The sequence below is a fragment of the Polaromonas sp. P1_E12 genome (genome assembly GCF_056405975.1).
Genome location: NZ_JBFUBB010000003.1, coordinates 1 through 24,295, shown reverse-complemented (window position 1 = coordinate 24,295; position 24,295 = coordinate 1). Strand labels below are relative to the sequence as shown.

The window sequence follows — 24,295 nt, the reverse complement described above, 5'->3', positions numbered from 1 at the left end:
GAGAACGCTTCGCATGATGATTCGACGCCGCATGATCACCACCATGCTGGGCCTGCCCCTTGGCGCCGCCTTGCCCGGGCTGGGTCATGCCCAGGCCATGGCCGACTTCGGGGTGCTGAAAGCCGGGTATGCGCAGCGCCTGAAGAAAATCCTTGCGGCAGGCGAGCTGCCTTATGTGGACATCGAGAGCTCCTGCAACCCCGGCAAGCTGGACATCGATTTCGTGGCGAAGAACATGGACGGGCTCAACATTGGCCTGATGGCTCTGTCGGCGGACATAGGCCAGGGCGAGTTTAAAAAGGGCGTGCGCTTCAACGCCCTGTCGGAGAAACTGGTTTCAGCCTATCCGGACCGTTTTATCCCCGTGGGGAACGGCGGCCAGCCGCCGGCGCTGACGGAGGCGCCCACCGAATTCATGGACGGCCAGGAGGCGGCCATCGAGAAACGGCAAATCATGTGCCTGGGCGAGTATGAGTTTCGCCACTACCCGTCGCCACGGCAGGTCAAACACGGCATGGGGGACGACCGCGATGTCCAGATCCCCATTGACGGCCCCGTAGGCCACCGCGTCTTCGCGCTGAGCGAAAGAACCGGCGTCGCTTTCCAGATCCACTATGAAATCGAGGACGACTTGCTGACGCCGCTGGAGGCCATGCTGGCGCAGTACCCCAGGGCCAAAGTGGTCTGGTGCCATCTGGCGCAAATCCGCTACATCGAGCGGGCCACGCGTTACAACGCGGCGTATGTGGACGGCCTGATACGGCGCTTCGCCAACCTGCATTTCGACACGGCTTTCGGCGACTCCGCTTCAATCTATCCCCTGAGCAACCAGCGGCATGCGCGCGTCTGGGGCAGCGACGGCGGGCTGGCCCGTGAATGGCGCGACTTGATAGTCGCCCATCCGAAACGCTTTCTGTCGGCGCTAGATCTGGGCGGAGACCGGATGGACCGCATGGTGTCCTATGACCAGAAGCACCGCTATTTCCTGCAGCAGCTGCCGGAGAATGTCCGGCATCAGGTCGCGTACCGCAATGCCTGGTCGCTGCTGTTTGGCGAAGAATTTGCCTGAAGAAACACACGGAGGTAAAGCGATGAAACACAATTTTGTTCTGGTGCACGGCGCCTGGCACGGCGGCTGGTGCTGGCGGCGGGTGGCGCAGGCGCTGCAGCTGGACCACCACAAGGTGTTCACGCCGACACTGACCGGCCTGGGCGAACGCGCCCATTTGCTTTCACCCACGATCAACCTCGACACGCACATCAACGACGTGATCAACCTGATTGAGGCGGAAGAGTTGCACGAGGTGACGCTCGCGGTGCATTCCTATGCCGGCATGATCGGCACGGCTGTCACTGACCGCATGCCCGACCGCATCAAGCACCTGGTGTATGTGGATGCGGTGGTGCCCAAGCCCGGCGAGAGCTGGAGCAGCACGCAGGCCAGCGCCACGCAGCAGCAGCGCATGGCGGCGGCGCAGGCTTCACCCAGCTTCAGCTTTCCGGCGCCCGACCCGGAGGTGTTCGGCCTGCACGATGCCGACCGCGAATGGGTGAAGCGCCGGCAGACGCCGCACCCCGGCAATACCTACCAGGCACCGCTGGACTTTGATGTGAAGCGTGTGGCCGCTGTGCCGCGGACTTTCGTCAGTTGCACCGAGCCCGCACTGGCCACGATTGAACCCAGCCGGCTGCGCGTGAAGGACGCCAAGTTCTGGGACGGTGCGTGGCTGCCGAATTCGCGCGTGGTCGAAATCAAAACCGGCCATGACCCCATGATCAGCGAACCGGCTGCGCTGACGAAGATTTTGCTGGAAAGCGCTGAATGAGCCAGGTGGGCCGCCGCCAGTTCACTGCCGCGCTGGCAGCCGGGCTGGCCGTGCCCCAGCTTGCGCTGGCCAAAGACACGGCCTTGCCTGTGCCGGCCTCTTTGCCGGCGGCCGCTGGAATCGCCGCCCTTAAAAATGAGCCGCTGGTGCTGCTGGTCAGCCTGCCTGGCTGCCCCTTCTGCGAACTGGTGCGGCGCAATTACCTGTTGCCGGGGCAACGCGATGGCAGCCTGCACGCCTGGCAGCTCAACATCAGCGACCGCGCGACGCCGCTGACCGGCTTTGACGGCCAGGTGACGACAGCCGCCGCGCAAGTCGCGGCATGGAAAGCCGGTTTCACACCCACCGTGCTGTTTCTGGGCCCGGCCGGGCAAGACCTGGCGGAACGGCTGGTTGGCCTGGCATCTACCGACTTTTATGGTGCCTATCTGGAAGAGCGACTGGCCCAGGCGCGCAAAGCTGTGCTGGCTCTCCGGTAAATGAAATGCAGACCGCCTCATTCGCAGCCGCGGGACTTCTAGTTGCTATTGTTTTAATAGCTGCTCGCGCAATATTTGATTGGGCTGAAGGCCTTTTTGATGCTTAAAACCGCCCCAAAAATAGCCCCGCAAAGGATTCTGGCGTGTCGCACAGCGTTTTTTGCCCCTGCACAACAACCTGCCAGCCGTCACGCGCATGACTGACCAGGAATCGCTGCTTGCCGCTATCCACGAGGAAGTGGTCTTGCAGGCCTACAACCCAGCCTGGCCCCAGCAGTTTGTGGCTGAGCGGGACCGCCTGCTTGCGCTCTCCCCTCAGCTGCCGGCCCGCCTGATCGACATCCAGCACATCGGCAGCACAGCCGTGCCCGGCCTGGCGGCCAAACCGGTGATCGACATGCTGGCCGGTGTGGAATCAATCGCGGCGGCTGAAGCGCTTCTGGCGCCGCTGTGCGCCAACGGTTACACGACCTCCGCTGAATTCAATGCCTCGCTGTCTGACCGCAAATGGCTGATGCGCTGGGCAGAGGGGCGGCGCACGCATCACCTGCACCTGGTGGTGCACGGCGGCGAGGTGTGGGCGCAGCGCCTGCGTTTTCGCGACGCCCTGCGGTCGGACCCTGCGCTGGCGGCGCGCTATGCCGCGCTCAAGGCGGAACTGGCTGCCAGGCACCCGGGTGACCGGGAGGCCTACACCGATGCCAAAGCCGCGTTTGTGAGCGCAGCCAGCAAAGGCTGAGCCTCCCTGCTTCCTACTATTAAGCCGCTGAATCAACCCGCTAGACCTGTACTGAACGCCGCATTCACGCTTGGCAAAACCGGCTTCGGTGGTAAATTCAAACCCGTTCAAGCAGGAGAGCGCTGCCCCACAAGGCAGCCACCGAAGGCGCAAACTTCCATAATCGCTCAGGTCCCGTACTGCCCGGAACACACAGCCGTCTGGAGAGACGCCGCACGCAAGGTGCAGCGCACCGAAGGAGCAAAGCCGAAGCTTGTGATCGACATAAAAGCAACGGCTGAATCTCTCAGGTAACAAGGACAGTGGAAGCGGCCGCAAGCATGTGATGGCTTGGCGGTTGCCACGATTCTTCCGATTCAACAGCAACCCCTGGCACGGCGCTTGCGCAACTGCAATGTTCTGCTTGAATGAAAAGGAATCGCCATGAAAGTCATGGTTTTGGGGGCTGGTGTCACGGGTATCACCACGGCCTGGTATTTGGCGCAGCGCGGCCATGAGGTGACAGTGGTGGAACGCCGCAACGCAGCCGCGATGGAAACCAGTTTTGCCAACGGCGGGCAAATATCGGTGAGCCATGCGGAACCCTGGGCCAACCCGGGTGCGCCGCTCAAGGTGTTGCAATGGCTGGCGCGTGAAGATGCGCCGCTGCTCTTCAGGCTGCGCGCCGATGTGAACCAGTGGCTGTGGGGGCTGGAGTTTTTGCGCAACTGCACGCCCGCGCGCACGGCACAAAACATCAAGCAGATCGTGAACCTGGGCATGTACAGCCGCGGCGCGCTGCAAAAGCTGCGCGCCGAGCTGGGCCTGCTGTACAACGCGCAGACCAAAGGCATCCTGCACTTCTACACCAGCCAGGCCGAGTACGACGCGGCGCAGGAACCCGCGCGCATCATGCGCGAGCACGGCTGCGAACTCGACATGAAGACGGCCGACGAATGTGTGGCGATTGAGCCCGCGCTGGCACAATGCCGCGGCAGCATCGTGGGCGGCAGCATGACGCCCAGCGATGAATCGGGTGACGCCCGCGCGTTTACCGCTGCGCTGGCCACGCGCTGCGAGCAAGCCGGTGTGAAATTTTTGTACAACACCACGGTGCTGGGCCTGGATGCCGCAGAGGGGCAGCTGAACGGCGTGCAGGTGGCGATGGGCAGCGGCGAGGCCGGTGGCAAGGTCGAGATGCTGAAAGCCGATGCGTACGTGATGTGCCTGGGCGCCTTCAGCGCGCAGTGGGCCAAAGTGCTGGGGCAAAGCCTGCGTATCTATCCGGCCAAGGGTTACTCGGTCACGCTGCCCGTGATCAACGAGGCGGCGTCGTACCAGGTGAGCCTGACGGATGACGAGTACAAGCTGGTGTTCTCGCGCTTTGGCAACCGCTTGCGCATTGCCGGCACGGCCGAGCTTAATGGCTACAACACCGAGCTGAACCTGGTGCGCTGCAACGCCATCGTGCGCCGTGTAAAACAACTCTTTCCCGACATGACGGACGGCGAAGGCGCGCAGTTCTGGACAGGCCTGCGGCCGGCCACGCCGAGCAACGTGCCTTACATCGGCAAAAGCAAGGCCTCCAATGTCTTCCTCAACACGGGCCACGGCACGCTGGGCTGGACGCATGCCTGCGGCTCGGGCGCGGCGATTGCGGACATCGTGAGCGGGCGCGTGCCGGAAGTCGACTTTGCGTTTACGGGGATGGCGGCGCCGGGGCGTGTGATGGCATTGCCGGGAATGGTGAAGGCCTGAGCAAGGCCTGAAAGGCGGGTCTGAAGCACGGGGTTCTGCAGCAGGTGGGCGGAAACGGTAATATCGCCCTCCGTTCATCAGCTGCTTGCCGCCATGACATCACCCGCCACTACGCCCCCCGACGGTCTTCCCACCTACAGGCTCCTTACCGGCCCTGACGACGCGAGCTTTTGCCGCCGGGTGAGTGAGGTGCTGGCGCTGGGTTACGAGCTTTACGGCTCGCCGGCGGCGACCTTCAATGGCGAGAACGTCATCGTGGCGCAGGCGGTGCTGTGGCCTTCGCTGCGCAAGGCCGGCTGATGAGCCCAGCCCAGCCCCTGAACCCCGCAACGCTTCAAGCCATGGCGGATTTCCCGCACCAGCTGGAGCAGTTTTACGACGCAATTCCTGAAAGCCACAAGGCTTGGACGCCGCCGTCGTGGGAAGGCATTCCGAGCGAACACTTCACGGCCATTGCGCAGGTCTGCCACATCAGGGACATCGAGACCGACGGCTATCACGTGCGGTTTCAGCGCACCTTGTCGGAAACCAGCCCCGTGCTGGAATCACTGGACGGCTATGTACTGGAAAAGGAACGCAACTACGCGGCCGCTGATGCGCAAGAGGCCATCGCGGCGTTTCGCGCGGCGCGCACCCGGACGATGGCCATGCTGTCGGGCATCACGCCCGGGCAACTGGGCCGCACGGCGGAATTCGAAGGTTACGGTGCCCTGACGCTGCGCAGCCTGGTGCATTACCTGTGCAGCCACGACCAGCAGCACCTGGCTGGGCTGCAATGGCTGCTCGGGAAAATCGACGCCTCCCTCGCCGCTTGAGGCGTCCGCCGCCCTGCCGCATAGCACACGCGCCTTGGGCGCGGTATTCGCCGCCTCCCAGGCGCTTAGAGGTTGCCAGGGCCGTCTTTTCAATGAAAAAACAACAACCTCTGAAGCAGATACGCTGATTTATGTCACGAAGGTATTCATTCGAATGTAACAAAAAGTTCGTTTTGAGGCGCCGTCATGCACACTGATTGGGCTGGGAACGCGGTTTGTGCGGCCAAGGGCACACAAACAGCATTCCTACGTATCTGTTTCATAGACAACTGGAGTGATCAACATGAAGTTTTATCTGCGCCATGCCGCAATATTGGCCAGCGCCGCTTGCGCCCTGGGTTCAGCAACAGCCCAGACCGACGAGGCGAAGCCTGCACGCAAGGCGAAAGCAGCGGCCGCTACCCCCGCGCCCGAAAAATATTCCGGCCCACGCGAAAAAATGGTCGTGGCCATGCCCAAGACCTATGGCAAGAGCGAAACCATGGCCTTGTGGGGCGACTACTTCAGCCACCTGTCACGCTGCGGAAACATCGACCTGCAAAACGCGCAAGGCGAATCGATGGACAAGACCAGCAACATCGACATCCTCGGTGAAAAAGAGCTGATTGAAGGTATCTCGGCCGGCAAGGTCCAGCTGGCACAGGTCAACCCCGGCCTGGCTGCGCAGTTGGTCACCGCCGGCCAGCCGGCGCCGTTTGGCGTTCCCGGCAACAAGGCCAGCGGCGTGCGCAACTCCTACAAACTGATTCTGATCACCCGCATCGACAGCCCGTACAGGGAACCGAAGGACCTGATCGGCAAGAAAATCGCGCACACCACACCCACCTCCAACTCGGGCAACCTCGCGCCGCGCGCGCTCTTCCCGGCGCTGGGCCTGACGCCGGACAAGGACTACGAAGTCGTGTTCTCCAACGGCCACGAGCGCTCCGTCACGGGCGTGATGCATGGCTTTTATCCGGCCGCAGCTGTGGCCAGCGATTTGTACCAGCGCATGGTCGTCAAGGGCGACGTCAAGGGCTCGAGCATCCGCACGATCTGGGAAAGCCCGCCCTTCATGACGGAAACCTGGACCATGAGCAAGGACGTTTCGCCCGAACTGCAGGCACGCGTGAAGAAATGCTCGTTCAGCTACAGCTTCTCGCCCACACTGAAAAAGCAGCTGCCCGGCAACGACACCTTCCTGCCTATCAACTTTGATCGCGACTTCGCGACGGTGATGCAGGTCTACCGCGCCAGCCAGAAGAAGTAGAGCCCCCACGCTCCCCCACTTCGTGTGGGTCGCGAGGCCTTGCAGGCCGCGGCTCGCGAGACGCTTCGCCTCTGTCGCCCGTCCAAGCCTGCGCAGGCAGGCTTGGAGCCGCGGGCTCCAGCCCCTCGGGGGCCGCCCGCCTGCGGTCTGGCAAAGCCGAATAATTGGCACACCCCTATCGGGCTCACTGCGTGTAGCCCTTTTCCCCTTGCAGGGGACGGTGCTTGCGGCCCGGCAAAGCCGGTTCCGCGGCACCCGTGGCTTGAAGAGTCCGATGGCGTAACTAACGGGGGTATTCCACCAGCGGGGGCCGCGGGTCCGGCTTCGCCGGCCCCAGGCGCCGTCCCCTTGAGGGGAGAACAAGCTACACGCAGTGAGCTTGGACAGGGGGATCAGATCCTTAGAGGTGGATGGACCGTCCCCCAGAGGCTTTCATCAAGCACCCGCTGCAGGGTTCGAATCAGTTCTTCGTTGGAGGTGTGTGCCTTGACCAGCACCGCTTCTGCGCGCTGGCTTTGCTTCGACTCCACATCGTGTGCGGAAAACACGACCACTGGCGGGACGATGTCCAGCGCTTCAATGGTGTCCAGCAGCCCCCAGCCCGAGCCGTCCTTCAGCGTCAGGTCGAGCAGCACCAGGTCGTAGCGGCGGCGCGCCAGCTGGTCGCGTGCTTCGCGCAGCGTGGCGGCAAATTCAAAGGTGGCAAAGTCCTGGGCAATGGCCGCGGCAATGCGCTGGATATCGAGGTCGTCCTCGACGTGCAAAATGCGCGGCCGGCCTTCGGCCATGTTGCCGATGGCACGGTGCAAACTGAGGATCAGGAGGTTCTCGTCGATGGGTTTTTCCAGCCATGTTGAAACCGCCAGCGGCTGGGTGTTGAATTCGAGTTCGCCTTCTTCGGCGTTGGCCGAGACCACCACGATCGGCAGGTCTTTCGTTGCTTCTTCGCGGCGCAGTGCACGAATCAGGCTGATGCCGTCCTGGTCGGGCAGGTTCAGGTCGACCGTCATGGCAGCGTAGGGCATCAGCATGACTTGCTCCAGCGCCTGCCCTGCGCTGTGCACCATGTCCGAGTCAAAGCCGCCTTTATCAAGCATCAGGTTGATCAGGCGGGCAATGTCGGGATCGTCTTCGCAGACCAGGATGAGCGGCCTGGTCGCTGCCCCGGACCTGATGCTGGTTTGAATCGGCGCCGGCACCGCCTCGGGCAGCTCAAAGAAGAAAACAGTTCCGACGCCGGTTTCCGTCGTGAACCCGATTTGGCCGCCCATCCGCTCCACGATGGCGCGCGAGATGTTCAGGCCCAGGCCCGTACCACCCATTTTTCGGGTGTCCGATGTGTCGGCTTGCGAGAATTTCTGAAAGATGCGCTTTCGGAACTCTTCGGGAATGCCGGGGCCGCTGTCGGCGACTTCCACCCGGACCCTGCCGTTCTTGCACAGCAGCCGGACTTCCACGCAGGACTGGGCCGGCGCGAATTTCACGGCGTTGGACAACAGGTTGGTAATGACCTGGGTCAGCCTGTCGCTGTCGACGCTGACCCTTACCGCTTCTGCCGGTGCGTCCAGAACCAGCTTGACGTTGTGCTGGCCTGCGAAGCCTTCGTTGGCCGTCAGGGCTTGCGTCAGCAGAGGCTGCAGTTCCATCTGCTGGAAGTCAAAACGCATTTTTCCGGATTCAATTTTTTCGCTGTCCAGAATGTCGTTGATCAACCTGATGAGCCGTTCGCAATTGTTGGTGGCGATGCCGACCAGGTTTTTGGCCATGGCCGGCAGCTCCCCGGCCACGCCGCCGGCGATCAGGCCCAGGGAGCCGCGAATGGAGGTCAGCGGGGTGCGCAACTCATGACTGACGGTAGAGACGAACTCACTCTTCATGCGGTCAATGCGCTTGAGTTCGGTCACGTCGGTGCCCAGCGAGAAAAAGCCGACCACCTTGCCTTCGTCCTCGTTTTCGCCGTAGCGTGGAAAGTACTGCATGACGTAGTCGCGCAGCTGGCCATCTGACGTGACCTGCGTGCGATCGTATTGCGCCGCATAACCGGCGAGCGCTTCTTCAATCTTGCCCCGCTCTTTTTCGTGGAGCTCGTCGCCCATCAGTTCGCGCATGGTCTTGCCGTGGATCTGGCCGTGCTTCAGGCCAAGAACTTCTTCGTAGGCAAGGTTATGGAACTGAAAGCGCTGTTCGGCGTCGATATAGGCAATCAAGGCGGGCACACTGTCCGTGATCTGGCGCAGTTGTGATTCGCTGTCATGCAAGGCGCGGGTGCGCTCCTGCACGGCTTCCTCCAGGCCGCTCACCTGCGCTGCCGCCTGCTGCGCCAGCTCCCATTTTGTGGTCAGCATTCTTGCCAGCTGGCTGACTTCAACCGGATCAAACGGTTTTTTCAGAATCAGGAGGCGATCCCGGGCTTCCAGCCGCGCGAACACATCTTCCCAGGCATGGTCGGAGTAGGCGGTGCAGATGACGATCTGTACCTTTGGATCAACGCGCCAAAGCCGTTCGATGGTCTCCACACCATCCCAGCCCGGCGGCATGCGCATGTCCACAAAGGCCATGGCATAGGGCCGCCCGGCCCGAACGGAGACCTCGACCTTGTCCAGACCCTCACGTCCCTGGTAGGCCGAGTCCAGCTCAAAGCCATCATCGGATACCGGTGCGGCGTCGCCAAACAACAGGGCTTCGGCATCGTCCAGGTCATGCGCAACCGGCCTGGACGCAAGAATTTTCCGGAAGTCTTCGTGGATGGACGGCATGTCGTCGATCAGCAAAATGCGCCGGTTCTGCAGTTGAGTCATGGCTGGCTCCTGTGTTTTTTCGCATCAGCCGGGGTTTCATCGGGCGAGTGTTGCCGCACAGGCGATGGAATGGTGAAGAAAAATGTGGCACCTTGCCCCACCGCCCCTTCGGCCCAGATACGACCGCCGTGACGGGAAATGATCCGGTGAGCGCTTGCCAGCCCGATTCCCATCCCTGCAAACTCACCCGGTGAATGCAGGCGCTGGAAGGTACCGAACAATTTGTCCGCGTACGTCATGTCAAACCCGACGCCGTTATCACGGACAAAATAGACCGTACTTTCGTTGTCGGGGTGCTGCGCCCCAACCCAGATCTCGGGGGCAGTGGCATGGACGGTGAACTTCCATGCGTTGGAAATAAGGTTTTCCATTACCTGGCACAGCAACGCGGAGTCACCCACAGCGGTAAGGTTGGGCGTTATGTGGACTTTCACATCTCGCGCGGTATTGCGTTTCTGGCAGTCACCGCGCACGCGCTCGGCTATTGCCGTGAGGTCGACTGTCTCGATCTTCAGGTTGGTACGGGACACCTGGGCCAGCAGCAGAAGGCCATCCGTGAGCTCACCCATTTGCCTGACTCCCTCGCGTATCCGGCTCAGGTAATGCCTCGCACGTTCCGCCGCATCACCGCTGACCGCCTTTTGCAGCAAGTGGCTGAAGCCGTCAATCGAGTTCAGGGGAGAGCGCAAGTCATGCGCGAGCGAATACGAGAAGGCTTCGAGTTCCTTGTTGGACTGGCGCAAAGCCGCTTCGGTTGCCCTGAGATCCTGCACGGTATCTTCCAGGCTGCTCACCTGTGCTGCCGCGCGCCGCGCCAGCTCCCATTTGGCGGTCAGTGTTCTCGCGAGCTGGCTGACTTCGATCATGTCGAATGGCTTTTTGAGCACCAGCAGGCGGTCCTGCACGTCCAGCCGCGCCAGCACATTTTCCCAGGGATGGTCGGAGTAGGCTGTGCAGATCACGATCTGCACATGCGGATCAACACCCCAAAGCCGCTCGATGGTCTCCACCCCGTCCCAGCCCGGCGGCATGCGCATGTCCACAAAAGCCATGGCATAGGGCCGCCCGGCCCGGATGGATTCCTCCACCATTGCCACACCTTCGGCGCCCTGATAAGCGGAGTCCAGTTCAAAATCACCGTAGGAAATCTGCGTGACCTCACCAAACAACTCGGTTTCGGCAACGTCCAGATCACGCGCCACCGGTTTCGCAGCGAGGATTTTGCGAAAGTCCTCATGGATCGACAGCATGTCGTCGATCAGCAGGATGCGCTGGTTCTGTAGCTGCGTCATGATTTGGTCTGCGCGATATCCATTGGCAGCTCCAGTGTGAAGGTGGCCCCCAGACCCGGCCCGTCGCTGTGAGCGGAAAGTGTCCCGCCCATCTGGCTGACTGCCAGCGCGCAACTGTGCAAACCAAAGCCGTGGCCTGTTTTGCGCGTCGTAAATCCGTGCGAGAAAATCAGCGTGAGGTTTTCCGCCGGTATCCCCTCTCCCTTATCCATGACAGAGACCCGCAAGGTCGACTCGCCAACAGGCTCCACCCGCAATGTGATCTGGTGCGATGCGGCCGGCATACCCGCCATGGCATTTTTGGCGTTGCTGATCAGGTTCACGAGAATCTGCAGCACCCGTGAGCGGTCCAGCAGTGCTTCTGGCACCTGCGCGAACTCCTTCACCACAGTGACCCCGTGGCGCGCCAGTGAGACACCGTTCATTCGCAGGGCGTCCTCCACCAGGTCACAGATCTGCACCGGTTCAACAATGCTGCTTCCGCCTGCATACGACTGCTGGGTGGCAACGACGTCCTTGATGTGGTCGATGCTTCTGGTGAGGAGTTCCAGCTCCTTGAGCATGCCCTGCTGCTCCTGCACCAGGGTCTGGGAGATTCCATTCAAATAGCCGGGCAGTATCTTGCCCTTCTCGTCATGAACCAGAAAGTGGGCCAGGTCCGCGGCGTGCTCATTCATCAGCTGCACGCCCCGGGAAAGCCCCTGCACCCTGGATTTGTGCAAGGTGCTGCCGATGAGGTCGGCCGAGACGTTGACGCTGTTGAGGATGTTGCCCACGTTGTGCAGCACATTGGTGGCGATCTCTGCCATGCCCGCCTGACGCGCCGCGGTCATCAGCTCGCTTTGCGCCTGGCGCAGCTCCTGCGTCCGTTCCTGCACGCGCTGTTCGAGGTGCTCATTGGCCGCCTGGAGTTCCGTGTTGACGCGCCGGATCACGGCATGGCTGCGAAACACCTGAAGGGCTGCATACAGCAGCAGGGCCACCAGCACCGCCGAGAAAATCAGCAGGTAGCGGCCGTAGCGCTCGCCCTCCACCCCCGCGCGCTGCTGCTCGATCGTTGATGCATCGTTGGCCGCATCGAGCAATTTGGCGGTCGGTGCCGAGGAAATACCCGCGAGAAGTTCATTGACTGTTTTTTGTTCGCGCAAGATGGTCTGGACATGCGCGCGGAAGATCCCCAGCCTGTCGGCAATGCCCGGCGGAGTATGGCGCAGCTTGCCGTCAAGCCGGCCCAGTTCTTCTTCTATCTCGGCACCCTTTTCGTCGGTCGGGCTCTGGCTGTACAGCATGCTCGCGAGCAGCAGCCTGCTGACGCCAGACGAAATCTGCCGGAGCGCCAGCTCCGTGGTACCGCGGCCGGGCCCGAGCGACTGCTGGACATCTTCCGCTGCGGTGGGAAGAAAGGCCAGCGAGTTTCGCAGCACAGAGTTGTGCGACTTGAATTGCTCGATCAGGGCGGCTTTGTCCTGCACGGCGCGTTCCAGCGCCGCGAGCTTGTCCACCTGCCCCGATGCATCGTGCTTGTGGGCGTGGGTGCCCGACTCGAGTTGTTCCATGAGCCGGGCCATCCCGCCCTGGTTATCGGCCAGCGCATCGTAGTGCGTGTTGATCCCGATCCTGGACTTCAGCACATCCAGCTCCCATTGCGCGTCCAGCTGCTTCAGGTGGCGCAGCACGGCCATATCCTCAAAGTAGTGCGACTCGTCGAAGCTTTGGGTTTTGCTATACAGGAACACCAGGACGGACAGCAGCACGGCGGTAATCGCCGCCATAGGCGCCAGGGCAAGTTGATTCTTTTTTTTCACGGTTTGAAGTCCCGTTCGCCGGTGAGCGTATTGAGGAACTTGACGATGGATTCCTTGTCTTCCCTGGAGGCAACGCGTCCGAGCTGGTACCTGAACATGACATCGACGGCATCTTCCAGTGTCTTGGCCGAGGCATCGTGAAAATACGGCGCCGTCAGCGCGATGTTGCGCAGGCTCGGTACCTTGAAGACGTGCTTGTCGCTTTCCACCTTCGTGACGAGGTACCGGCCAAGATCGGCCTCCGTCGGGCTGCCGCGCTTTGCGAAGTAGTCGCCCATGACGCCGAATTTCTGGAACATGTTGCCGCCCACGTTGACGCCCTGGTGGCAGGCGACGCACCCGTACTGCTTGAACTTGGCGTAGCCGACCTTCTCCGCGTCGGTAATGGCGTTGGCGTCACCACGCAAATATTTGTCGAAGCGTGAGTTGGGTGTGATCAGCGTCCGTTCGAATGTCGCGATGGCGTTCTGGATATTGGCTTTGGTCACGCCGTCTTTGTAGGCCGCACCAAACGCGCTTTTGTATTTCGCGTCGTCCGCTATCTTGCGAACCACATCTTCCCACTTCGCCCCCATCTCGATCGGGTTCAGCATGACATGGTCTACCTGGGACTCCAGCGATTCGGCGCGGCCGTTCCAGAATTGCCTGAAATTGAGCGCCGCATTGAACACCGTCGGGGCATTGACACCGGTCAGCCCACCGTTAAGCCCGACGGAGCGGTCACGGCCGTCACCGCCGCCCTTGCTCAAATCATGGCAGCTGAAACAAGACACGCGCCCGTTTCCGGACAGGCGTGGATCGTGAAACAGCTGCCGCCCGATTTCGGCGCGGGCCGGGTCTTGCTTCAGCGTGAGAGGGATTGGCTGGATGGGCTCATTGAGCAAAGGGGCCGCGATGGCGGCATGGGAGGCGAACGTCAGCACAGCCAGCAGCAGCTTCAGCCGCTCACCCAATCCCGTGACCGCCGAAACCGTGGCGGCAGAAGGGTCTGGGCTGGCGCCCCTGGAGCATTGATCGGGGTGCTCGTTCATGGCTCACCTCGTGGGTTTCGTGCGGGAGTACGAAGCGCGAATCCGAACCGGACGCAACCCCGAAGCGTGAACCGCAAGGTTGCCACCCACCGGGAAGCGGTGGCTGTCCGTCTTGATGATAAATCCATGTTTCGGCAATTGTCCGGATTTGCTGATGTTGCGGCGTTTCATGCCGGCGTCCATCCGTTGCCCCCAGCCACGGGACGAAGCCTGCATAACCCAGCTTGGCGGCTTGAGCGGCATTCTTCACATACCGTCGGTGATCCGCGGTATCTGCAGCCGCTCCAGACCGTTCGCTGCAACCTCATCAGAGCACGTTTATCGGCGAGGCTGTTAAGGCATTTCCCGCGTGGTCATATTTGCCAACCGCATGTAAGCAAATGCGTTTTTTCGGGGCCGCCCGACCCATGAAAACGCCGTCTCGGGTCCTGAACCAGACCCCGCTGCCCCGCCCTCGATACGCTCACTTTTTGATAGCTGCTTGCGCTCACCCTATATGGGCTGGAAGCCAATTTCCGATGCAATATTTCAGCAGAACCGTTATTTCATGGATCCGAAGACCTTTTTGAGGATGGCGCTGCCGGTGCCTACCGGGTCTTGCCGGATCTTCTTTTCCTCCTCGCCGATGATCAGGTACAGACCGTCCAGCGATTTGCCGGTCACGTACTGCTGGATGTTGGCGTCTTCTTTCTTGACCAGGCCAAAGCCGGCGGCCCTGCCGGCGAATTCGTTGTACTTGTTGGCCAGACCGACTTTTTCGGTCGCCTTGGTCACCACGGGCAGAAACTTCACGCCCAGCGGAGCGCGGGTTTTTTCAGCGAAGAAAGTGGTCACCGAGGTTTCGCCGCCGGTCAGGATGTTTTTCGCGTCATTCACGTTCATGGTGCGTACCGCATTGACCAGCAGGTCCTTTCCCATGGGCACGGCAGCTTCGGCGGCCCGGTTGATGGACGTCACCAGTTCATCGATCCGCTTGCCCTGGCCGAAGTTTTTTAGCAATTTCGAAGCATCTTCGAGATATCCGGGCAAGGGAATGCGAACTTTTGGGTTGCCGAGGAATCCATCTGTCTTGCCCAGCAGGGCGACGGCGGCGACAGCACCTTTTTCGAGGGCTGTTTTCAGGCCGGCGCTGGCGTCGGCATTGCTGATGCCCGACAAGTCCCCGAGCGAGAGTGCGTGGGCCTGGTGGTAGGTGGCCAATATCAGTGCGCCCAACGCGCTGACGCCGGCCTGGTTAAAATTGCGACGTTGCATGATGAGGTCCTTCCAATGAAATTGACATCCCGCCTGACAGTATGCCGCACGGCACTGGCCGGTATTTTGGCTGTGGCGGCCCTTGCTTGCCTGCCGGGATGTGGCGGCGCCGAGGCCGCGCCGGAGTCGACCTTTGTGTTGCTGGACGGCAGCAAAAAAACCACCGCAGACCTCAAAGGCAAGGTCACCCTGGTCAATTTCTGGGCCACCAGCTGCGTGACCTGTGTGGCAGAAATGCCGAAGGTCATTTCGACCTACAACAAATACCAATCCCAAGGCTACGACACGCTGGCCGTGGCCATGAGCTACGACCCACCCAGCTATGTCGTCAATTACACGCAGACGCGCCAACTACCTTTCAAGGTGGCCATCGACAACACCGGCGCAGTGGCCAAAGCATGGGGCGATGTGCAGCTCACGCCGACAACCTATCTGGTCAACAAGCGCGGCGAGATCGTCAAACAGTACGTGGGCGAGCCCGACTTTGCGGCGCTGCACCAGCTGATTGAAAAGCTTCTCAAAGAGACCTGAAGCGTTTCGCTCCCCCAAAAGAAAAGCCGGTTCAAACGAACCGGCTTTTTTGTTGCCCAACCCCGGGACGGAGATGTCTCCATTCAAGCGGGGGCCGAGGGTCCGGCTTCGCCGGCCCCAGGCGCCGCCCCCTCGAGGGGGGAACAGGCTACACGCAGTGAGCCTGGACGGGGGTGTTACTGATTTCTGAAGGCGTCGTGGCAAGCCTTGCAACTGCCAGCCGTCGCCGTGAAAGCGGTCTTCAGGTTATCAAGGTTGCCGGTCTTGGCCGCGGCGGCCAGCTTGGCGGTCTCTGCGACCAGCTTTTCATGGCCTTCCTTGAACTTGGCTTGTTCGGCCCAGATTTCAGGCTTGGCCTTGGTGTTGCCGCCCTTGTCGGTGCCGGGGCCAAAGGCGGCCCACGGGAGCTTGGCCATCTCGGCCACAATTTCTGCGTTGTCCGCTGCAACCTTGGCGTCGAAGGGAACACGGCCGTTGGCCATGGCACCGACACGCCCGAAGTGCTGGCCCATGACAAACAACGCGCTCTGGCGGTATTTGATGGCATCTTCGGGTTTGGCAAACTGCGCGGAGGCCGGAGCAGCCATGGCCATCAATGTGGCGGCTGCGGCGATACAGGCAAAAGCTTTCATGGGTTTCCTCGTAGGTTTTTTCTTAAGATGGGGCAATGGCAACACACTTTGCCTGTTGCCATAGGGCTGAGTTTAGCCAGACCAGATAAGTTCCGCAGGAACTTATGCGCTACGGGAAAGCACCAAGTGGCAGCGAGGCCGTATAAAGGGCACCGTTGCATAGAACAACCACAAAAACGAGGAGTGAGCATGTACACCAATAAAAACCTTCACAAGGTGCGCGTCTGGGATTTCCCCACGCGGTTTTTTCACTGGGCGCTGGTGGCTTGTGTGCTTGGGCTGGCCATTACCGGCACCATCGGTGGCAACGCCATGGTCTGGCATTTCCGGTTTGGCTATACCGTGCTCGCCCTGCTGCTGTTTCGCGTTGTCTGGGGCCTGGTGGGTGGGCGCTGGTCTCGTTTTGGGGCGTTCATCTATGCGCCCCAAAGCGTCATCAACTACCTCAAAGGCCAGGGCAAGCCCGAACACGGTGTCGGCCACAGCCCGATAGGTGCGGGTTCGGTGTTCGCCATGCTGGGATTTCTGGTGGCCCAGGTCGGCACGGGCCTGCTGAGCGACGACGAAATTGCCTTTGCCGGCCCCCTGACACGTTTCGTCTCCAACGCCACCGTCAGCCTGGCGACCAACTACCACAAGAACATTGGCAAGTGGGTGCTTCTGGCCCTGGTGGTATTGCACATCGCGGCCATCGTTTATTACCTGACCCGGAAACACAACCTGGTCGGCGCCATGCTGCACGGTGACAAGGAGCTGGTGGTGCCGGCCCCGCCATCGCGCGACGACACCGTCTCGCGCCTGGCTGCGGCGCTGATCCTGGCGGTCTGCGGTGGCGTGGCTTACTGGGTGTCTACACTGGCCGCGCCTGCTGCATTTTGATGCCTCCGGCCGGGGCGTCCCGGGCCTGCTCTCCAGTTGCAAATCACGGTAAACTGGTTGTCGACTTCTTCCTGCCGATCCGTGCAACGCCCCTCCATCCAGTTCATCACGCCCGACACGCCGGCGCAGCTGGCTGCCACGCGGCTGATTTTTCGCGAATATGCGGAGCAGCTCGGCATTGACCTGTGCTTCCAGAACTTTGAGGCCGAACTGGCCGAGCTGCCCGGTGAGTACGATGACCCTGAGGGTGCGCTGCTGCTGGCCCTGGTCGACGGCGAAATCGCCGGCTGTTGCGCGCTGCGTGCACTGGACTCGGTCGACTACCCGAATGCCGGGGAAATGAAGCGGCTGTATGTACGCCTGCCGTTTCGCCGTCTCGGTCTGGGCCGGCAGCTGGCGGAGGCGACTTTGGATGCTGCGCGCGTGGCGGGCTATTCCTCGGTGCTGCTGGACACGCTGGACGACATGGAATCGGCGCGCGCCCTGTATGCCGAGCTGGGATTCTCCGAGATACCGCCCTACTATCACAACCCGATCCCGGGCGCGCACTATCTCAAGGTCGATTTGTAGGAAAACATGCTGCAGGCCAATGGGGCTTTGCGCAAGCAGCTATGTTATTGATAGCAATTAACTAGCCGACGTCAATCCGCCATCACCAGCAGAGCACAATAAAAAAGCCGCTGACAAAGAGGCAGCGGCTTTGACAGACCCGTAAGGGCCGGGGGGGCAGCGTGATCAGCCTTTGGCTTGCGCCAGCAACGTGGCGGCATCACTGACTTCAAACTTGCCTGGGCCTTCAACATTCAGGCTGGCGACCTTTCCATCCTTGACCAGCATGGAGTAGCGGTTGCTGCGCAGGCCCATGCCGCGCGCCGTCAGGTCCAGCGTCAGGCCCGTGGCCTTGGCGAACTCTGCACTGCCATCGGCCAGCATGCGCACCTTGTCGCCGGTCTTCTGGTCGCGTGCCCAGGCGCCCATGACAAACGCATCGTTCACGCTCAGGCACCAGATCTCGTCAACACCTGCGGCCTTCAGTTCAGCGAACTTCTCTACGTAGCCGGGCACATGCTTGGCCGAACAGGTGGGCGTGAACGCACCGGGAAGCGCGAACAAGGCGATGGTCTTGCCGGCGGTGGCCTTGGCCACGTCGACCGGATTGGGGCCAATGCTGCAGCCGTTGCCTTCAACTTCAGAAAATTCCATCAGCGTGGTGGCCGGAAGGGTGTCGCCTACTTTGATCATGGTGTGCTCCTCAAGAATGGATGGGTTGTGAATGAAGTGGGGAAATCAACCCCGAAGTGTAGTGCGGCGGCAGCAAGCGTGTGCTCACTGTGCAAAAGGCGGCGCGCACGTGAAGGTCATACTTCGAAAGCCCGGAGGGACGGCGGCACACCAGCGGCATCGCAGAAAGCACAAACAAAAACGGCCCACCGAAGTGAGCCGTTTTTTTGAGCGTGACCGGAGTCAGCCTTAAGTTGAACTCAAGACTTAAACGACCGCAGCCTTTTCAACCAGACGGGTCACAACCCAGTTCTTGGTCTTGGAGATCGGGCGGCTTTCGGTGATCTCGATCACGTCACCCGTGTGGTACTCGCCTTTTTCGTCATGGGCGTGGTACTTGCTGGACAGCGATACGATCTTGCCGTACAGCTCATGTTTCACACGACGCTCAACCAGAACCGTGACAGTCTTGGCGCGCTTGTCGCTGACCACCTTGCCGATCAAGGTGCGCTTGAGGGATTTTTTAGCTTCCGTCATTTTTTGGCTCCTTGCTTGACGATGGTTTCGGCCAGGATAGTCTTGGCGCGAGCGATGCTGCGACGCGTGGAACGCAGCGTGGAAAGGTTGGTCAGTTGCTGCGTGGCTTTTTGCATGCGCAGCCCAAAGTGGGCTTTTTGCAGCTCTTTGACTTCGGTTTTCAGGCCGGCAACGTCTTTTTGGCGCAGTTCAGTAGATTTGGTCATTGTCATTTCCCCTTACTGGCCGATCATGCGGCTGACGAAGGTGGTGCGCAGCGGCAGCTTGGCGGATGCCAGGCGGAACGCTTCGCGGGCCAGCTCTTCAGGCACACCAACGATTTCAAAGACGATCTTGCCGGGCTGGATTTCAGCCACGTAGTACTCTGGGTTACCTTTACCGTTACCCATACGCACTTCAGCAGGCTTTTGGGAAATCGGCTTGTCCGGGAAGACACGGATCCAGATACGGCCGCCACGTTTGACGTGACGGGAAATCGCACGGCGTGCGGCTTCAATTTGACGGGCCGTCAAACGGCCACGGTCAGTGCATTTAAGACCGAAGTCACCGAACGCAACCGAGGAACCCCGGGTTGCGATGCCGGTGTTACGGCCTTTTTGCTCTTTGCGGTATTTTCTGCGAGCGGGTTGCAGCATTTTGATTCTCCGTTAATAGACCGATTACTCGGTCTTGGCACCGTCAGCTGCTGCAGCTGGCGCGGCTTTACGGACGCGCTTAACGGTGGTTTTCGGGGCTTCGCTACCAGGAGTAGCTTCAGCCGGCTTGTCGCTTCCATCTACCGGAGCGGTGTTGGTCGCACCGCGTGGTGCACGGGCACCGCGTGGAGCAGGACGGTCGGAACCAGGGCGATCGCCAGGACGGGCATCACGGCGTGGGCCGCGCGGCTTGCGTTCTTCGTCGGCCGGTGTTTCCACCATCTTGGCGCCTGGCGCATCGTTGCGGCCCAGCGTGTCGCCCTTGTAGACCCAGACCTTGACGCCGATCACACCATAGGTGGTCTTGGCTTCGGAGGTGCCGTAGTCGATGTCGGCGCGCAGGGTGTGAAGGGGCACGCGACCTTCGCGGTACCACTCGCAACGAGCGATTTCAATGCCGTTGAGGCGGCCGGACGACATGATCTTGATGCCCAGGGCACCCAGACGCATGGCATTTTGCATGGCGCGCTTCATCGCACGGCGGAACATGATGCGTTTTTCAAGCTGCTGGGTGATGCTGTCAGCGATGAGCTTGGCATCAATTTCAGGCTTGCGAACTTCTTCGATGTTCACGGCGACCGGCACGCCCAGCTGGCGGCTCAGTTCTTTCTTGAGGTTCTCGATGTCCTCACCTTTTTTGCCGATCACGACGCCCGGACGTGCCGAGAAAATCGTGATGCGGGCATTCTTGGCGGGGCGCTCGATCAGAACGCGCGAAACCGCAGCGTTCTTGAGCTTGGCCTTCAGATACTCGCGAACCTTGATGTCTTCAGCCAGCATGCCGGCGAAATCACGGTTGCTTGCGTACCAGCGGCTAGACCAGTTGCGGCTAACTGCAAGGCGAAACCCGGTTGGGTTGATTTTTTGTCCCATATCCTGCTGCCTTTAGTTGCCAACGACCACGTACACATGGCACGTGGGCTTGCTGATGCTGTTGCCGCGGCCTTTTGCGCGCGCGGAGAAACGCTTGAGCGTGGCACCTTGTTCGACGTAGATGGTTTTCACCTTCAGCTCGTCGATGTCGGCGCCATCGTTGTGTTCAGCGTTGGCGATGGCGGACTCCACAACCTTCTTGATGATTCCAGCAGCTTTTTTCTGCGTGAAATTCAGGATGTTGAGGGCTTGATCCACTTTCTTGCCGCGGATCAGGTCAGCGACCAGACGGCCCTTGTCGACCGACAGACGAACGCCCCGGAGGGTTGCACGTGTTTCCATGGTCTTTTCCTTACTTTCTCACAACTTTTTTATCAGCCGGATGACCTTTGAAAGTCCGGGTGAGTGCGAACTCGCCCAGCTTGTGGCCAACCATTTGATCGGTGATGTAGACAGGTACGTGCTGCTTGCCGTTGTGAACGGCGATGGTCAGGCCGATGAACTCGGGCAGGATCATGGAGCGACGCGACCAGGTCTTGATCGGCTTTTTGTCCTTGTTGGTAACGGCCTTGTCGGCTTTTGCTACCAAATGATGGTCGACAAACGGACCTTTTTTGAGTGAACGTGTCATGGGTTAGCCTTACTTCTTGCGACGCGAAACAATCATCACTTGCGTGCGCTTGTTGTTGCGGGTGCGGTAGCCCTTGGTCAGGTTACCCCATGGATCGACAGGATGACGGCCTTCGCCGGTCTTGCCTTCGCCACCGCCGTGCGGGTGGTCAACGGGGTTCATCACCACACCGCGAACGGTCGGGCGAATACCCATCCAGCGCTTCACACCGGCCTTGCCGAGACGGCGCAGGCTGTGTTCTTCGTTGGCGACTTCACCGATGGTGGCGCGGCATTCGATGTGGATCTTGCGAACTTCACCGGAGCGCATACGCACCTGGGCGTAGGTACCTTCGCGGGCCAACAAGGTTGCAGAGGTGCCGGCAGAGCGGGCGATTTGCGCGCCCTTGCCGATTTGCATCTCGATGCAGTGGATCGTCGAACCGACAGGAATATTGCGGATCGGCAGGGTGTTGCCGACGCGAATCGGCGCTTCCGAACCGCTGATCAGCGTGGCGCCGACTTCAAGGCCGCGGGGGGCGATGATGTAGGTGCGCTCGCCGTCGGCGTAGCAGAGCAGAGCAATGTGGGCCGTGCGGTTGGGGTCGTACTCGATACGTTCGACCTTGGCCGGAATGGCGTCCTTGTTGCGCTTGAAGTCGACCACGCGGTAGTGGTGCTTGTGACCACCGCCTTTGTGGCGAACCGTGATGTGCCCGTTGTTGTTACGGCCGGACTTCTGGAATTGTGGCTCCAGCAGCGGCGCGTAAGGCTCACCCTTGTGCAGGTGATCCCGGGAAATCTTCACCATCCCGCGCATGCCGGGAGAGGTGGGTTTCATTTTAATGACAGCCATTACGCAGACTCCCCACCGAGGTTGAGCTCTTGACCTGGCTTGAGCGTCACGTAAGCCTTGCGAATGTTGTCGCGGCGGCCCACGGATTTGCCAAAGCGCTTGGTCTTGCCTTTGATGTTGAGGACGGCAACCGACTGAACGTCCACCTTGAACATCAGCTGCACAGCAGCCTTGATCTCAAATTTGGTAGCGTCCTGCAGCACCTTGAAGGTCACGGCATTGGTCTTGTCCGCAATCATCGTCGCCTTTTCAGACACGATGGGAGCGACCAGAACCTGCATCAGGCGGCCTTCGTCGAATTTCAGTTTTGGAGAAGATGGGTTACGGGCGCTCATGCGAACATCTCCTTGAGTTGGTCCATGGCGGCCTTGGTGACCAGAACCTTCTTGTAGTGAACCAGCGACACCGGATCGGCGTAACGGGGCTCAACCACGAGGATGTTCACCAGATTGCGGGAAGCCAGGTACAGGTTTTCATCAACCACATCAGCGATGACCAGCACCGAGTTGAGGTTCATGGCCTTGAACTTGTCAGCCAGGACTTTCGTCTTGGGTGAATCCACAGCCAGCGAATCAACCACAGCCAGGCGGCCTTCGCGCGCCAGTTGCGAGAAGATGGACGCCATGCCGGCGCGATACATCTTCTTGTTGATCTTCTGCGTGAAGTTTTCATCAGGCATGTTCGGGAAGATACGACCGCCGCCGCGCCACAGTGGCGAAGACGTCATACCAGCACGTGCACGACCGGTGCCCTTTTGTTTAAACGGCTTCTTGGTCGAGTGACGAACCTGCTCACGGTCCTTCTGGGCCCGGGTACCCTGGCGGGCGTTGGCCTGGAAGGCCACGACCACCTGGTGAATCAGGCTTTCGTTGTATTCGCGACCAAATACGGTATCAGGCACGTCCACTTTGGACGAAGCCAGACCTTGGTCATTCAGGAGTTCGACCTGCATCAGTTCGCTCCTTTAGCAGCGGTGGTGGGCTTGGCCTTGATCGCGGCGCGAACCGTGACAAAACCGCCTTTGGAACCAGGCACAGCGCCGCGAATCATCAGCAGCTGACGGGCTTCGTCAATGCGCACAATGTTCAGGTTTTGCGTGGTCACGGTGACGTCACCCAGGTGGCCCGTCATGCGTTTACCAGGAAACACACGGCCGGGGTCCTGCGCCATACCGATGGAGCCGGGAACGTTGTGCGAACGGCTGTTACCGTGCGACGCGCGCTGCGAGCTCATGTTGTGGCGCTTGATGGTGCCGGCGTAGCCTTTACCAATGGAGGTGCCCTGCACGTCCACCAGCTGGCCCACGGCAAACACGTCGGCTGCGGGCACAACAGTACCGGCAGCGTATTTGCCTGCGACGTCAGCCGTCACGCGGAATTCTTTCAGGATTTCACCAGCCTCAACGCCTGCTTTCGCAAGGTGGCCAGCGGCCGGCTTGGTCACGCGCGATGCTTTGCGTGCGCCAAATGCCACTTGAAGGGCATCGTAGCCGTCATTTGCTTCGGTTTTAACCTGGGTCACGCGGTTGTTCGATACATCCACCACGGTAACAGGAACTGTGTCCCCATCATCCGTGAACAGACGCATCATGCCAACTTTGCGGCCCAGCAACCCGAGGGAGTTGCTCAGACTCATGATGTGTTCTTTCGTAACTTTCACCGCTGCGACTTCAATTGGCCACAGACGTTTTGATGTGAAAGACTGTTAATAAAACCGCCCAATCCATAGAAGCAAGGAGCCAATATGCAAAGGACAGCCCAAGAGTATAGCCCAGGCGGCCAAAAATGGCAAACCTGGGCTAAAACCTGTCGATTTGGGGGCCAGCTTGTGGCCGAAACCCCGATTTTTTGCTTACTGCAGCTTGATTTCGACGTCCACGCCAGCCGGCAAGTCGAGCTTCATCAGGGCATCCACGGTTTTGTCCGTAGGGTCCACGATGTCCATCAGACGCTGGTGCGTGCGGATTTCCAGCTGGTCGCGGCTCGTCTTGTTGACGTGGGGCGAACGCAGGATGTCAAAACGCTTCATGCGCGTTGGCAGGGGCACGGGGCCCTTGACAATCGCACCGGTGCGCTTGGCAGTGTCAACGATTTCAGCTGCCGACTGGTCGATCAGCTTGTAATCAAACGCCTTCAGGCGAATGCGGATTTTTTGCTTGGTGGCCATGGTAATTCCTTATGGTTTGCGGAAATTACGCAATGATTTTGGCAACGACGCCGGCGCCGACGGTCTTGCCGCCTTCGCGGATGGCAAAGCGCAGGCCTTCTTCCATGGCGATCGGGTTGATCAGCTTGACGGTGATCGACACGTTATCGCCTGGCATGACCATTTCCTTGCCTTCTGGCAACTCGATCGCACCGGTCACGTCCGTCGTGCGGAAGTAGAACTGGGGGCGATAGTTGTTGAAGAATGGCGTGTGGCGGCCGCCTTCGTCCTT

The 24,295-nt window shown here is 60.4% G+C and carries 30 protein-coding genes and 1 riboswitch; of the genes, 11 read left to right on the top strand and 19 right to left on the bottom strand.

The features are described 5' to 3' along the window. The first annotated feature begins 13 nt into the window (after window positions 1-13). The 8 genes from AC1D13_RS09935 to phnD all read left to right on the top strand — a co-directional run bounded on the left by AC1D13_RS09935 (window position 14) and on the right by phnD (window position 6,845). Window positions 14-1,069, top strand: coding sequence for an amidohydrolase family protein (locus tag AC1D13_RS09935; RefSeq protein WP_477689458.1), 1,056 nt, complete (start codon window positions 14-16; stop codon window positions 1,067-1,069). Between the two features lie 22 nt (window positions 1,070-1,091). Next, a complete protein-coding gene (locus AC1D13_RS09930) occupies window positions 1,092-1,826 on the top strand; it encodes an alpha/beta fold hydrolase (RefSeq protein WP_477689457.1) in 735 nt (244 codons plus the stop codon). Further along, window positions 1,823-2,305: a thioredoxin domain-containing protein gene (locus tag AC1D13_RS09925; RefSeq protein ID WP_477689456.1), complete on the top strand. Its 483-nt coding sequence runs from the start codon at window positions 1,823-1,825 to the stop codon at window positions 2,303-2,305. The genes AC1D13_RS09930 and AC1D13_RS09925 overlap by 4 nt, the downstream gene beginning before the upstream one ends. A 196-nt stretch (window positions 2,306-2,501) precedes the next feature. Continuing rightward, window positions 2,502-3,044, top strand: a complete 543-nt coding sequence (locus tag AC1D13_RS09920; protein WP_477689455.1) for a GrpB family protein — start codon at window positions 2,502-2,504, stop codon at window positions 3,042-3,044. A 190-nt stretch (window positions 3,045-3,234) separates the two neighbouring features. Next, a riboswitch (glycine riboswitch) is annotated at window positions 3,235-3,356 on the top strand. A 111-nt stretch (window positions 3,357-3,467) separates the two neighbouring features. Then, window positions 3,468-4,781: a D-amino acid dehydrogenase gene (locus AC1D13_RS09915; protein ID WP_477689454.1), complete on the top strand. Its 1,314-nt coding sequence runs from the start codon at window positions 3,468-3,470 to the stop codon at window positions 4,779-4,781. Between the two features lie 93 nt (window positions 4,782-4,874). Then, window positions 4,875-5,081: a DUF1737 domain-containing protein gene (locus tag AC1D13_RS09910; RefSeq protein ID WP_477689453.1), complete on the top strand. Its 207-nt coding sequence runs from the start codon at window positions 4,875-4,877 to the stop codon at window positions 5,079-5,081. After that, complete coding sequence (locus AC1D13_RS09905; RefSeq protein WP_477689452.1) at window positions 5,081-5,596, top strand: DinB family protein; 516 nt, start codon at window positions 5,081-5,083, stop codon at window positions 5,594-5,596. Before AC1D13_RS09910 ends, AC1D13_RS09905 begins: the two co-directional genes overlap by 1 nt. 283 nt (window positions 5,597-5,879) lie before the next feature. After that, a complete protein-coding gene (phnD, locus tag AC1D13_RS09900; protein WP_477689451.1) occupies window positions 5,880-6,845 on the top strand; it encodes a phosphate/phosphite/phosphonate ABC transporter substrate-binding protein in 966 nt (321 codons plus the stop codon). 392 nt (window positions 6,846-7,237) lie between these two features. Here phnD and AC1D13_RS09895 read toward each other — a convergent pair whose 3' ends face one another. The 5 genes from AC1D13_RS09895 to AC1D13_RS09875 form a co-directional block, all read right to left on the bottom strand. Beyond that, window positions 7,238-9,643 (bottom strand): response regulator, encoded by a 2,406-nt coding sequence (locus AC1D13_RS09895; protein WP_477689450.1) that lies wholly within the window; start codon window positions 9,641-9,643, stop codon window positions 7,238-7,240. After that, entirely contained in the window at window positions 9,640-10,935 is a 1,296-nt protein-coding gene (locus AC1D13_RS09890; protein WP_477689449.1) for a sensor histidine kinase, read from the bottom strand. Before AC1D13_RS09890 ends, AC1D13_RS09895 begins: the two co-directional genes overlap by 4 nt. Beyond that, the gene (locus tag AC1D13_RS09885; protein WP_477689448.1) at window positions 10,932-12,740 is read right to left on the bottom strand and encodes a DAHL domain-containing protein; all 1,809 of its coding nucleotides are present in this window, start codon (window positions 12,738-12,740) and stop codon (window positions 10,932-10,934) included. The genes AC1D13_RS09890 and AC1D13_RS09885 overlap by 4 nt, the downstream gene beginning before the upstream one ends. Beyond that, a complete protein-coding gene (locus AC1D13_RS09880; RefSeq protein ID WP_477689447.1) occupies window positions 12,737-13,771 on the bottom strand; it encodes a cytochrome-c peroxidase in 1,035 nt (344 codons plus the stop codon). Before AC1D13_RS09880 ends, AC1D13_RS09885 begins: the two co-directional genes overlap by 4 nt. Before the next feature lie 540 nt (window positions 13,772-14,311). Further along, window positions 14,312-15,025: a DUF4197 domain-containing protein gene (locus AC1D13_RS09875; RefSeq protein WP_457281629.1), complete on the bottom strand. Its 714-nt coding sequence runs from the start codon at window positions 15,023-15,025 to the stop codon at window positions 14,312-14,314. 15 nt (window positions 15,026-15,040) lie between these two features. On the opposite strand from AC1D13_RS09875, the gene AC1D13_RS09870 reads away from it, so the two are divergent. After that, window positions 15,041-15,556: a TlpA disulfide reductase family protein gene (locus AC1D13_RS09870; protein WP_457281630.1), complete on the top strand. Its 516-nt coding sequence runs from the start codon at window positions 15,041-15,043 to the stop codon at window positions 15,554-15,556. Between the two features lie 176 nt (window positions 15,557-15,732). On the opposite strand, the gene AC1D13_RS09865 is transcribed toward AC1D13_RS09870, so the two are convergent. Next, window positions 15,733-16,188, bottom strand: a complete 456-nt coding sequence (locus AC1D13_RS09865) for a c-type cytochrome (RefSeq protein WP_457281631.1) — start codon at window positions 16,186-16,188, stop codon at window positions 15,733-15,735. Window positions 16,189-16,377: 189 nt separating this feature from the next. On the opposite strand from AC1D13_RS09865, the gene AC1D13_RS09860 reads away from it, so the two are divergent. Beyond that, window positions 16,378-17,067 (top strand): cytochrome b/b6 domain-containing protein, encoded by a 690-nt coding sequence (locus tag AC1D13_RS09860; protein WP_477689446.1) that lies wholly within the window; start codon window positions 16,378-16,380, stop codon window positions 17,065-17,067. A gap of 81 nt (window positions 17,068-17,148) precedes the next feature. After that, complete coding sequence (locus AC1D13_RS09855) at window positions 17,149-17,637, top strand: GNAT family N-acetyltransferase (protein WP_457281633.1); 489 nt, start codon at window positions 17,149-17,151, stop codon at window positions 17,635-17,637. Window positions 17,638-17,802: 165 nt separating this feature from the next. Here the strand turns inward: AC1D13_RS09855 and AC1D13_RS09850 are convergent, their stop codons facing one another. The 13 genes from AC1D13_RS09850 to AC1D13_RS09790 all read right to left on the bottom strand — a co-directional run. Further along, window positions 17,803-18,309, bottom strand: coding sequence for a peroxiredoxin (locus AC1D13_RS09850; protein WP_457281634.1), 507 nt, complete (start codon window positions 18,307-18,309; stop codon window positions 17,803-17,805). A gap of 246 nt (window positions 18,310-18,555) precedes the next feature. Further along, a complete protein-coding gene (rpsQ, locus tag AC1D13_RS09845; protein WP_457281635.1) occupies window positions 18,556-18,825 on the bottom strand; it encodes a 30S ribosomal protein S17 in 270 nt (89 codons plus the stop codon). Then, window positions 18,822-19,031 (bottom strand): 50S ribosomal protein L29, encoded by a 210-nt coding sequence (gene rpmC / locus AC1D13_RS09840; RefSeq protein ID WP_431098894.1) that lies wholly within the window; start codon window positions 19,029-19,031, stop codon window positions 18,822-18,824. The genes rpsQ and rpmC overlap by 4 nt, the downstream gene beginning before the upstream one ends. A gap of 12 nt (window positions 19,032-19,043) precedes the next feature. Continuing rightward, window positions 19,044-19,460, bottom strand: a complete 417-nt coding sequence (rplP, locus tag AC1D13_RS09835) for a 50S ribosomal protein L16 (protein ID WP_122954483.1) — start codon at window positions 19,458-19,460, stop codon at window positions 19,044-19,046. A 24-nt stretch (window positions 19,461-19,484) separates the two neighbouring features. Beyond that, window positions 19,485-20,393 carry a 30S ribosomal protein S3 gene (gene rpsC / locus AC1D13_RS09830; protein WP_457281636.1) on the bottom strand — a complete coding sequence of 303 codons (909 nt, stop codon included), beginning with the start codon at window positions 20,391-20,393 and terminating at the stop codon, window positions 19,485-19,487. A 12-nt stretch (window positions 20,394-20,405) separates the two neighbouring features. Continuing rightward, entirely contained in the window at window positions 20,406-20,735 is a 330-nt protein-coding gene (rplV, locus tag AC1D13_RS09825) for a 50S ribosomal protein L22 (protein ID WP_007866508.1), read from the bottom strand. A gap of 10 nt (window positions 20,736-20,745) precedes the next feature. Next, on the bottom strand, window positions 20,746-21,024 hold the full coding sequence (rpsS, locus tag AC1D13_RS09820) for a 30S ribosomal protein S19 (RefSeq protein ID WP_007866503.1): 279 nt from the start codon (window positions 21,022-21,024) through the stop codon (window positions 20,746-20,748). A gap of 9 nt (window positions 21,025-21,033) precedes the next feature. After that, a complete protein-coding gene (rplB, locus tag AC1D13_RS09815; RefSeq protein ID WP_011481232.1) occupies window positions 21,034-21,858 on the bottom strand; it encodes a 50S ribosomal protein L2 in 825 nt (274 codons plus the stop codon). Continuing rightward, window positions 21,858-22,193 (bottom strand): 50S ribosomal protein L23, encoded by a 336-nt coding sequence (gene rplW / locus AC1D13_RS09810; protein ID WP_457281637.1) that lies wholly within the window; start codon window positions 22,191-22,193, stop codon window positions 21,858-21,860. Before rplW ends, rplB begins: the two co-directional genes overlap by 1 nt. Continuing rightward, a complete protein-coding gene (gene rplD / locus AC1D13_RS09805; RefSeq protein ID WP_011481230.1) occupies window positions 22,190-22,810 on the bottom strand; it encodes a 50S ribosomal protein L4 in 621 nt (206 codons plus the stop codon). The genes rplW and rplD overlap by 4 nt, the downstream gene beginning before the upstream one ends. Continuing rightward, window positions 22,810-23,493: a 50S ribosomal protein L3 gene (gene rplC, locus AC1D13_RS09800; RefSeq protein ID WP_011481229.1), complete on the bottom strand. Its 684-nt coding sequence runs from the start codon at window positions 23,491-23,493 to the stop codon at window positions 22,810-22,812. The genes rplD and rplC overlap by 1 nt, the downstream gene beginning before the upstream one ends. Window positions 23,494-23,709: 216 nt before the next feature. Beyond that, entirely contained in the window at window positions 23,710-24,024 is a 315-nt protein-coding gene (rpsJ, locus tag AC1D13_RS09795; protein WP_007838118.1) for a 30S ribosomal protein S10, read from the bottom strand. A 25-nt stretch (window positions 24,025-24,049) separates the two neighbouring features. Then, window positions 24,050-24,295 (bottom strand): EF-Tu C-terminal domain-related protein (locus AC1D13_RS09790; RefSeq protein WP_477686924.1); only part of this gene is annotated, 246 nt, incomplete at its 5' end.

Excerpts from the sequence above, each read along its gene's own strand:
- AC1D13_RS09935 (WP_477689458.1), top strand. The coding sequence starts at position 14 with ATGATGATTCGACGCCGCATGATCACCACCATGCTGGGCCTGCCCCTT.
- AC1D13_RS09930 (WP_477689457.1), top strand. The coding sequence starts at position 1,092 with ATGAAACACAATTTTGTTCTGGTGCACGGCGCCTGGCACGGCGGCTGG.
- AC1D13_RS09925 (WP_477689456.1), top strand. The coding sequence starts at position 1,823 with ATGAGCCAGGTGGGCCGCCGCCAGTTCACTGCCGCGCTGGCAGCCGGG.
- AC1D13_RS09920 (WP_477689455.1), top strand. The coding sequence starts at position 2,502 with ATGACTGACCAGGAATCGCTGCTTGCCGCTATCCACGAGGAAGTGGTC.
- AC1D13_RS09915 (WP_477689454.1), top strand. The coding sequence starts at position 3,468 with ATGAAAGTCATGGTTTTGGGGGCTGGTGTCACGGGTATCACCACGGCC.
- AC1D13_RS09910 (WP_477689453.1), top strand. The coding sequence starts at position 4,875 with ATGACATCACCCGCCACTACGCCCCCCGACGGTCTTCCCACCTACAGG.
- AC1D13_RS09905 (WP_477689452.1), top strand. The coding sequence starts at position 5,081 with ATGAGCCCAGCCCAGCCCCTGAACCCCGCAACGCTTCAAGCCATGGCG.
- phnD (WP_477689451.1), top strand. The coding sequence starts at position 5,880 with ATGAAGTTTTATCTGCGCCATGCCGCAATATTGGCCAGCGCCGCTTGC.
- AC1D13_RS09895 (WP_477689450.1), bottom strand. The coding sequence starts at position 9,643 with ATGACTCAACTGCAGAACCGGCGCATTTTGCTGATCGACGACATGCCG.
- AC1D13_RS09890 (WP_477689449.1), bottom strand. The coding sequence starts at position 10,935 with ATGACGCAGCTACAGAACCAGCGCATCCTGCTGATCGACGACATGCTG.
- AC1D13_RS09880 (WP_477689447.1), bottom strand. The coding sequence starts at position 13,771 with ATGAACGAGCACCCCGATCAATGCTCCAGGGGCGCCAGCCCAGACCCT.
- AC1D13_RS09875 (WP_457281629.1), bottom strand. The coding sequence starts at position 15,025 with ATGCAACGTCGCAATTTTAACCAGGCCGGCGTCAGCGCGTTGGGCGCA.
- AC1D13_RS09870 (WP_457281630.1), top strand. The coding sequence starts at position 15,041 with ATGAAATTGACATCCCGCCTGACAGTATGCCGCACGGCACTGGCCGGT.
- AC1D13_RS09865 (WP_457281631.1), bottom strand. The coding sequence starts at position 16,188 with ATGAAAGCTTTTGCCTGTATCGCCGCAGCCGCCACATTGATGGCCATG.
- AC1D13_RS09860 (WP_477689446.1), top strand. The coding sequence starts at position 16,378 with ATGTACACCAATAAAAACCTTCACAAGGTGCGCGTCTGGGATTTCCCC.
- AC1D13_RS09850 (WP_457281634.1), bottom strand. The coding sequence starts at position 18,309 with ATGATCAAAGTAGGCGACACCCTTCCGGCCACCACGCTGATGGAATTT.
- rpsQ (WP_457281635.1), bottom strand. The coding sequence starts at position 18,825 with ATGACGGAAGCTAAAAAATCCCTCAAGCGCACCTTGATCGGCAAGGTG.
- rpmC (WP_431098894.1), bottom strand. The coding sequence starts at position 19,031 with ATGACCAAATCTACTGAACTGCGCCAAAAAGACGTTGCCGGCCTGAAA.
- rplP (WP_122954483.1), bottom strand. The coding sequence starts at position 19,460 with ATGCTGCAACCCGCTCGCAGAAAATACCGCAAAGAGCAAAAAGGCCGT.
- rpsC (WP_457281636.1), bottom strand. The coding sequence starts at position 20,393 with ATGGGACAAAAAATCAACCCAACCGGGTTTCGCCTTGCAGTTAGCCGC.
- rplV (WP_007866508.1), bottom strand. The coding sequence starts at position 20,735 with ATGGAAACACGTGCAACCCTCCGGGGCGTTCGTCTGTCGGTCGACAAG.
- rpsS (WP_007866503.1), bottom strand. The coding sequence starts at position 21,024 with ATGACACGTTCACTCAAAAAAGGTCCGTTTGTCGACCATCATTTGGTA.
- rplB (WP_011481232.1), bottom strand. The coding sequence starts at position 21,858 with ATGGCTGTCATTAAAATGAAACCCACCTCTCCCGGCATGCGCGGGATG.
- rplW (WP_457281637.1), bottom strand. The coding sequence starts at position 22,193 with ATGAGCGCCCGTAACCCATCTTCTCCAAAACTGAAATTCGACGAAGGC.
- rplD (WP_011481230.1), bottom strand. The coding sequence starts at position 22,810 with ATGCAGGTCGAACTCCTGAATGACCAAGGTCTGGCTTCGTCCAAAGTG.
- rplC (WP_011481229.1), bottom strand. The coding sequence starts at position 23,493 with ATGAGTCTGAGCAACTCCCTCGGGTTGCTGGGCCGCAAAGTTGGCATG.
- rpsJ (WP_007838118.1), bottom strand. The coding sequence starts at position 24,024 with ATGGCCACCAAGCAAAAAATCCGCATTCGCCTGAAGGCGTTTGATTAC.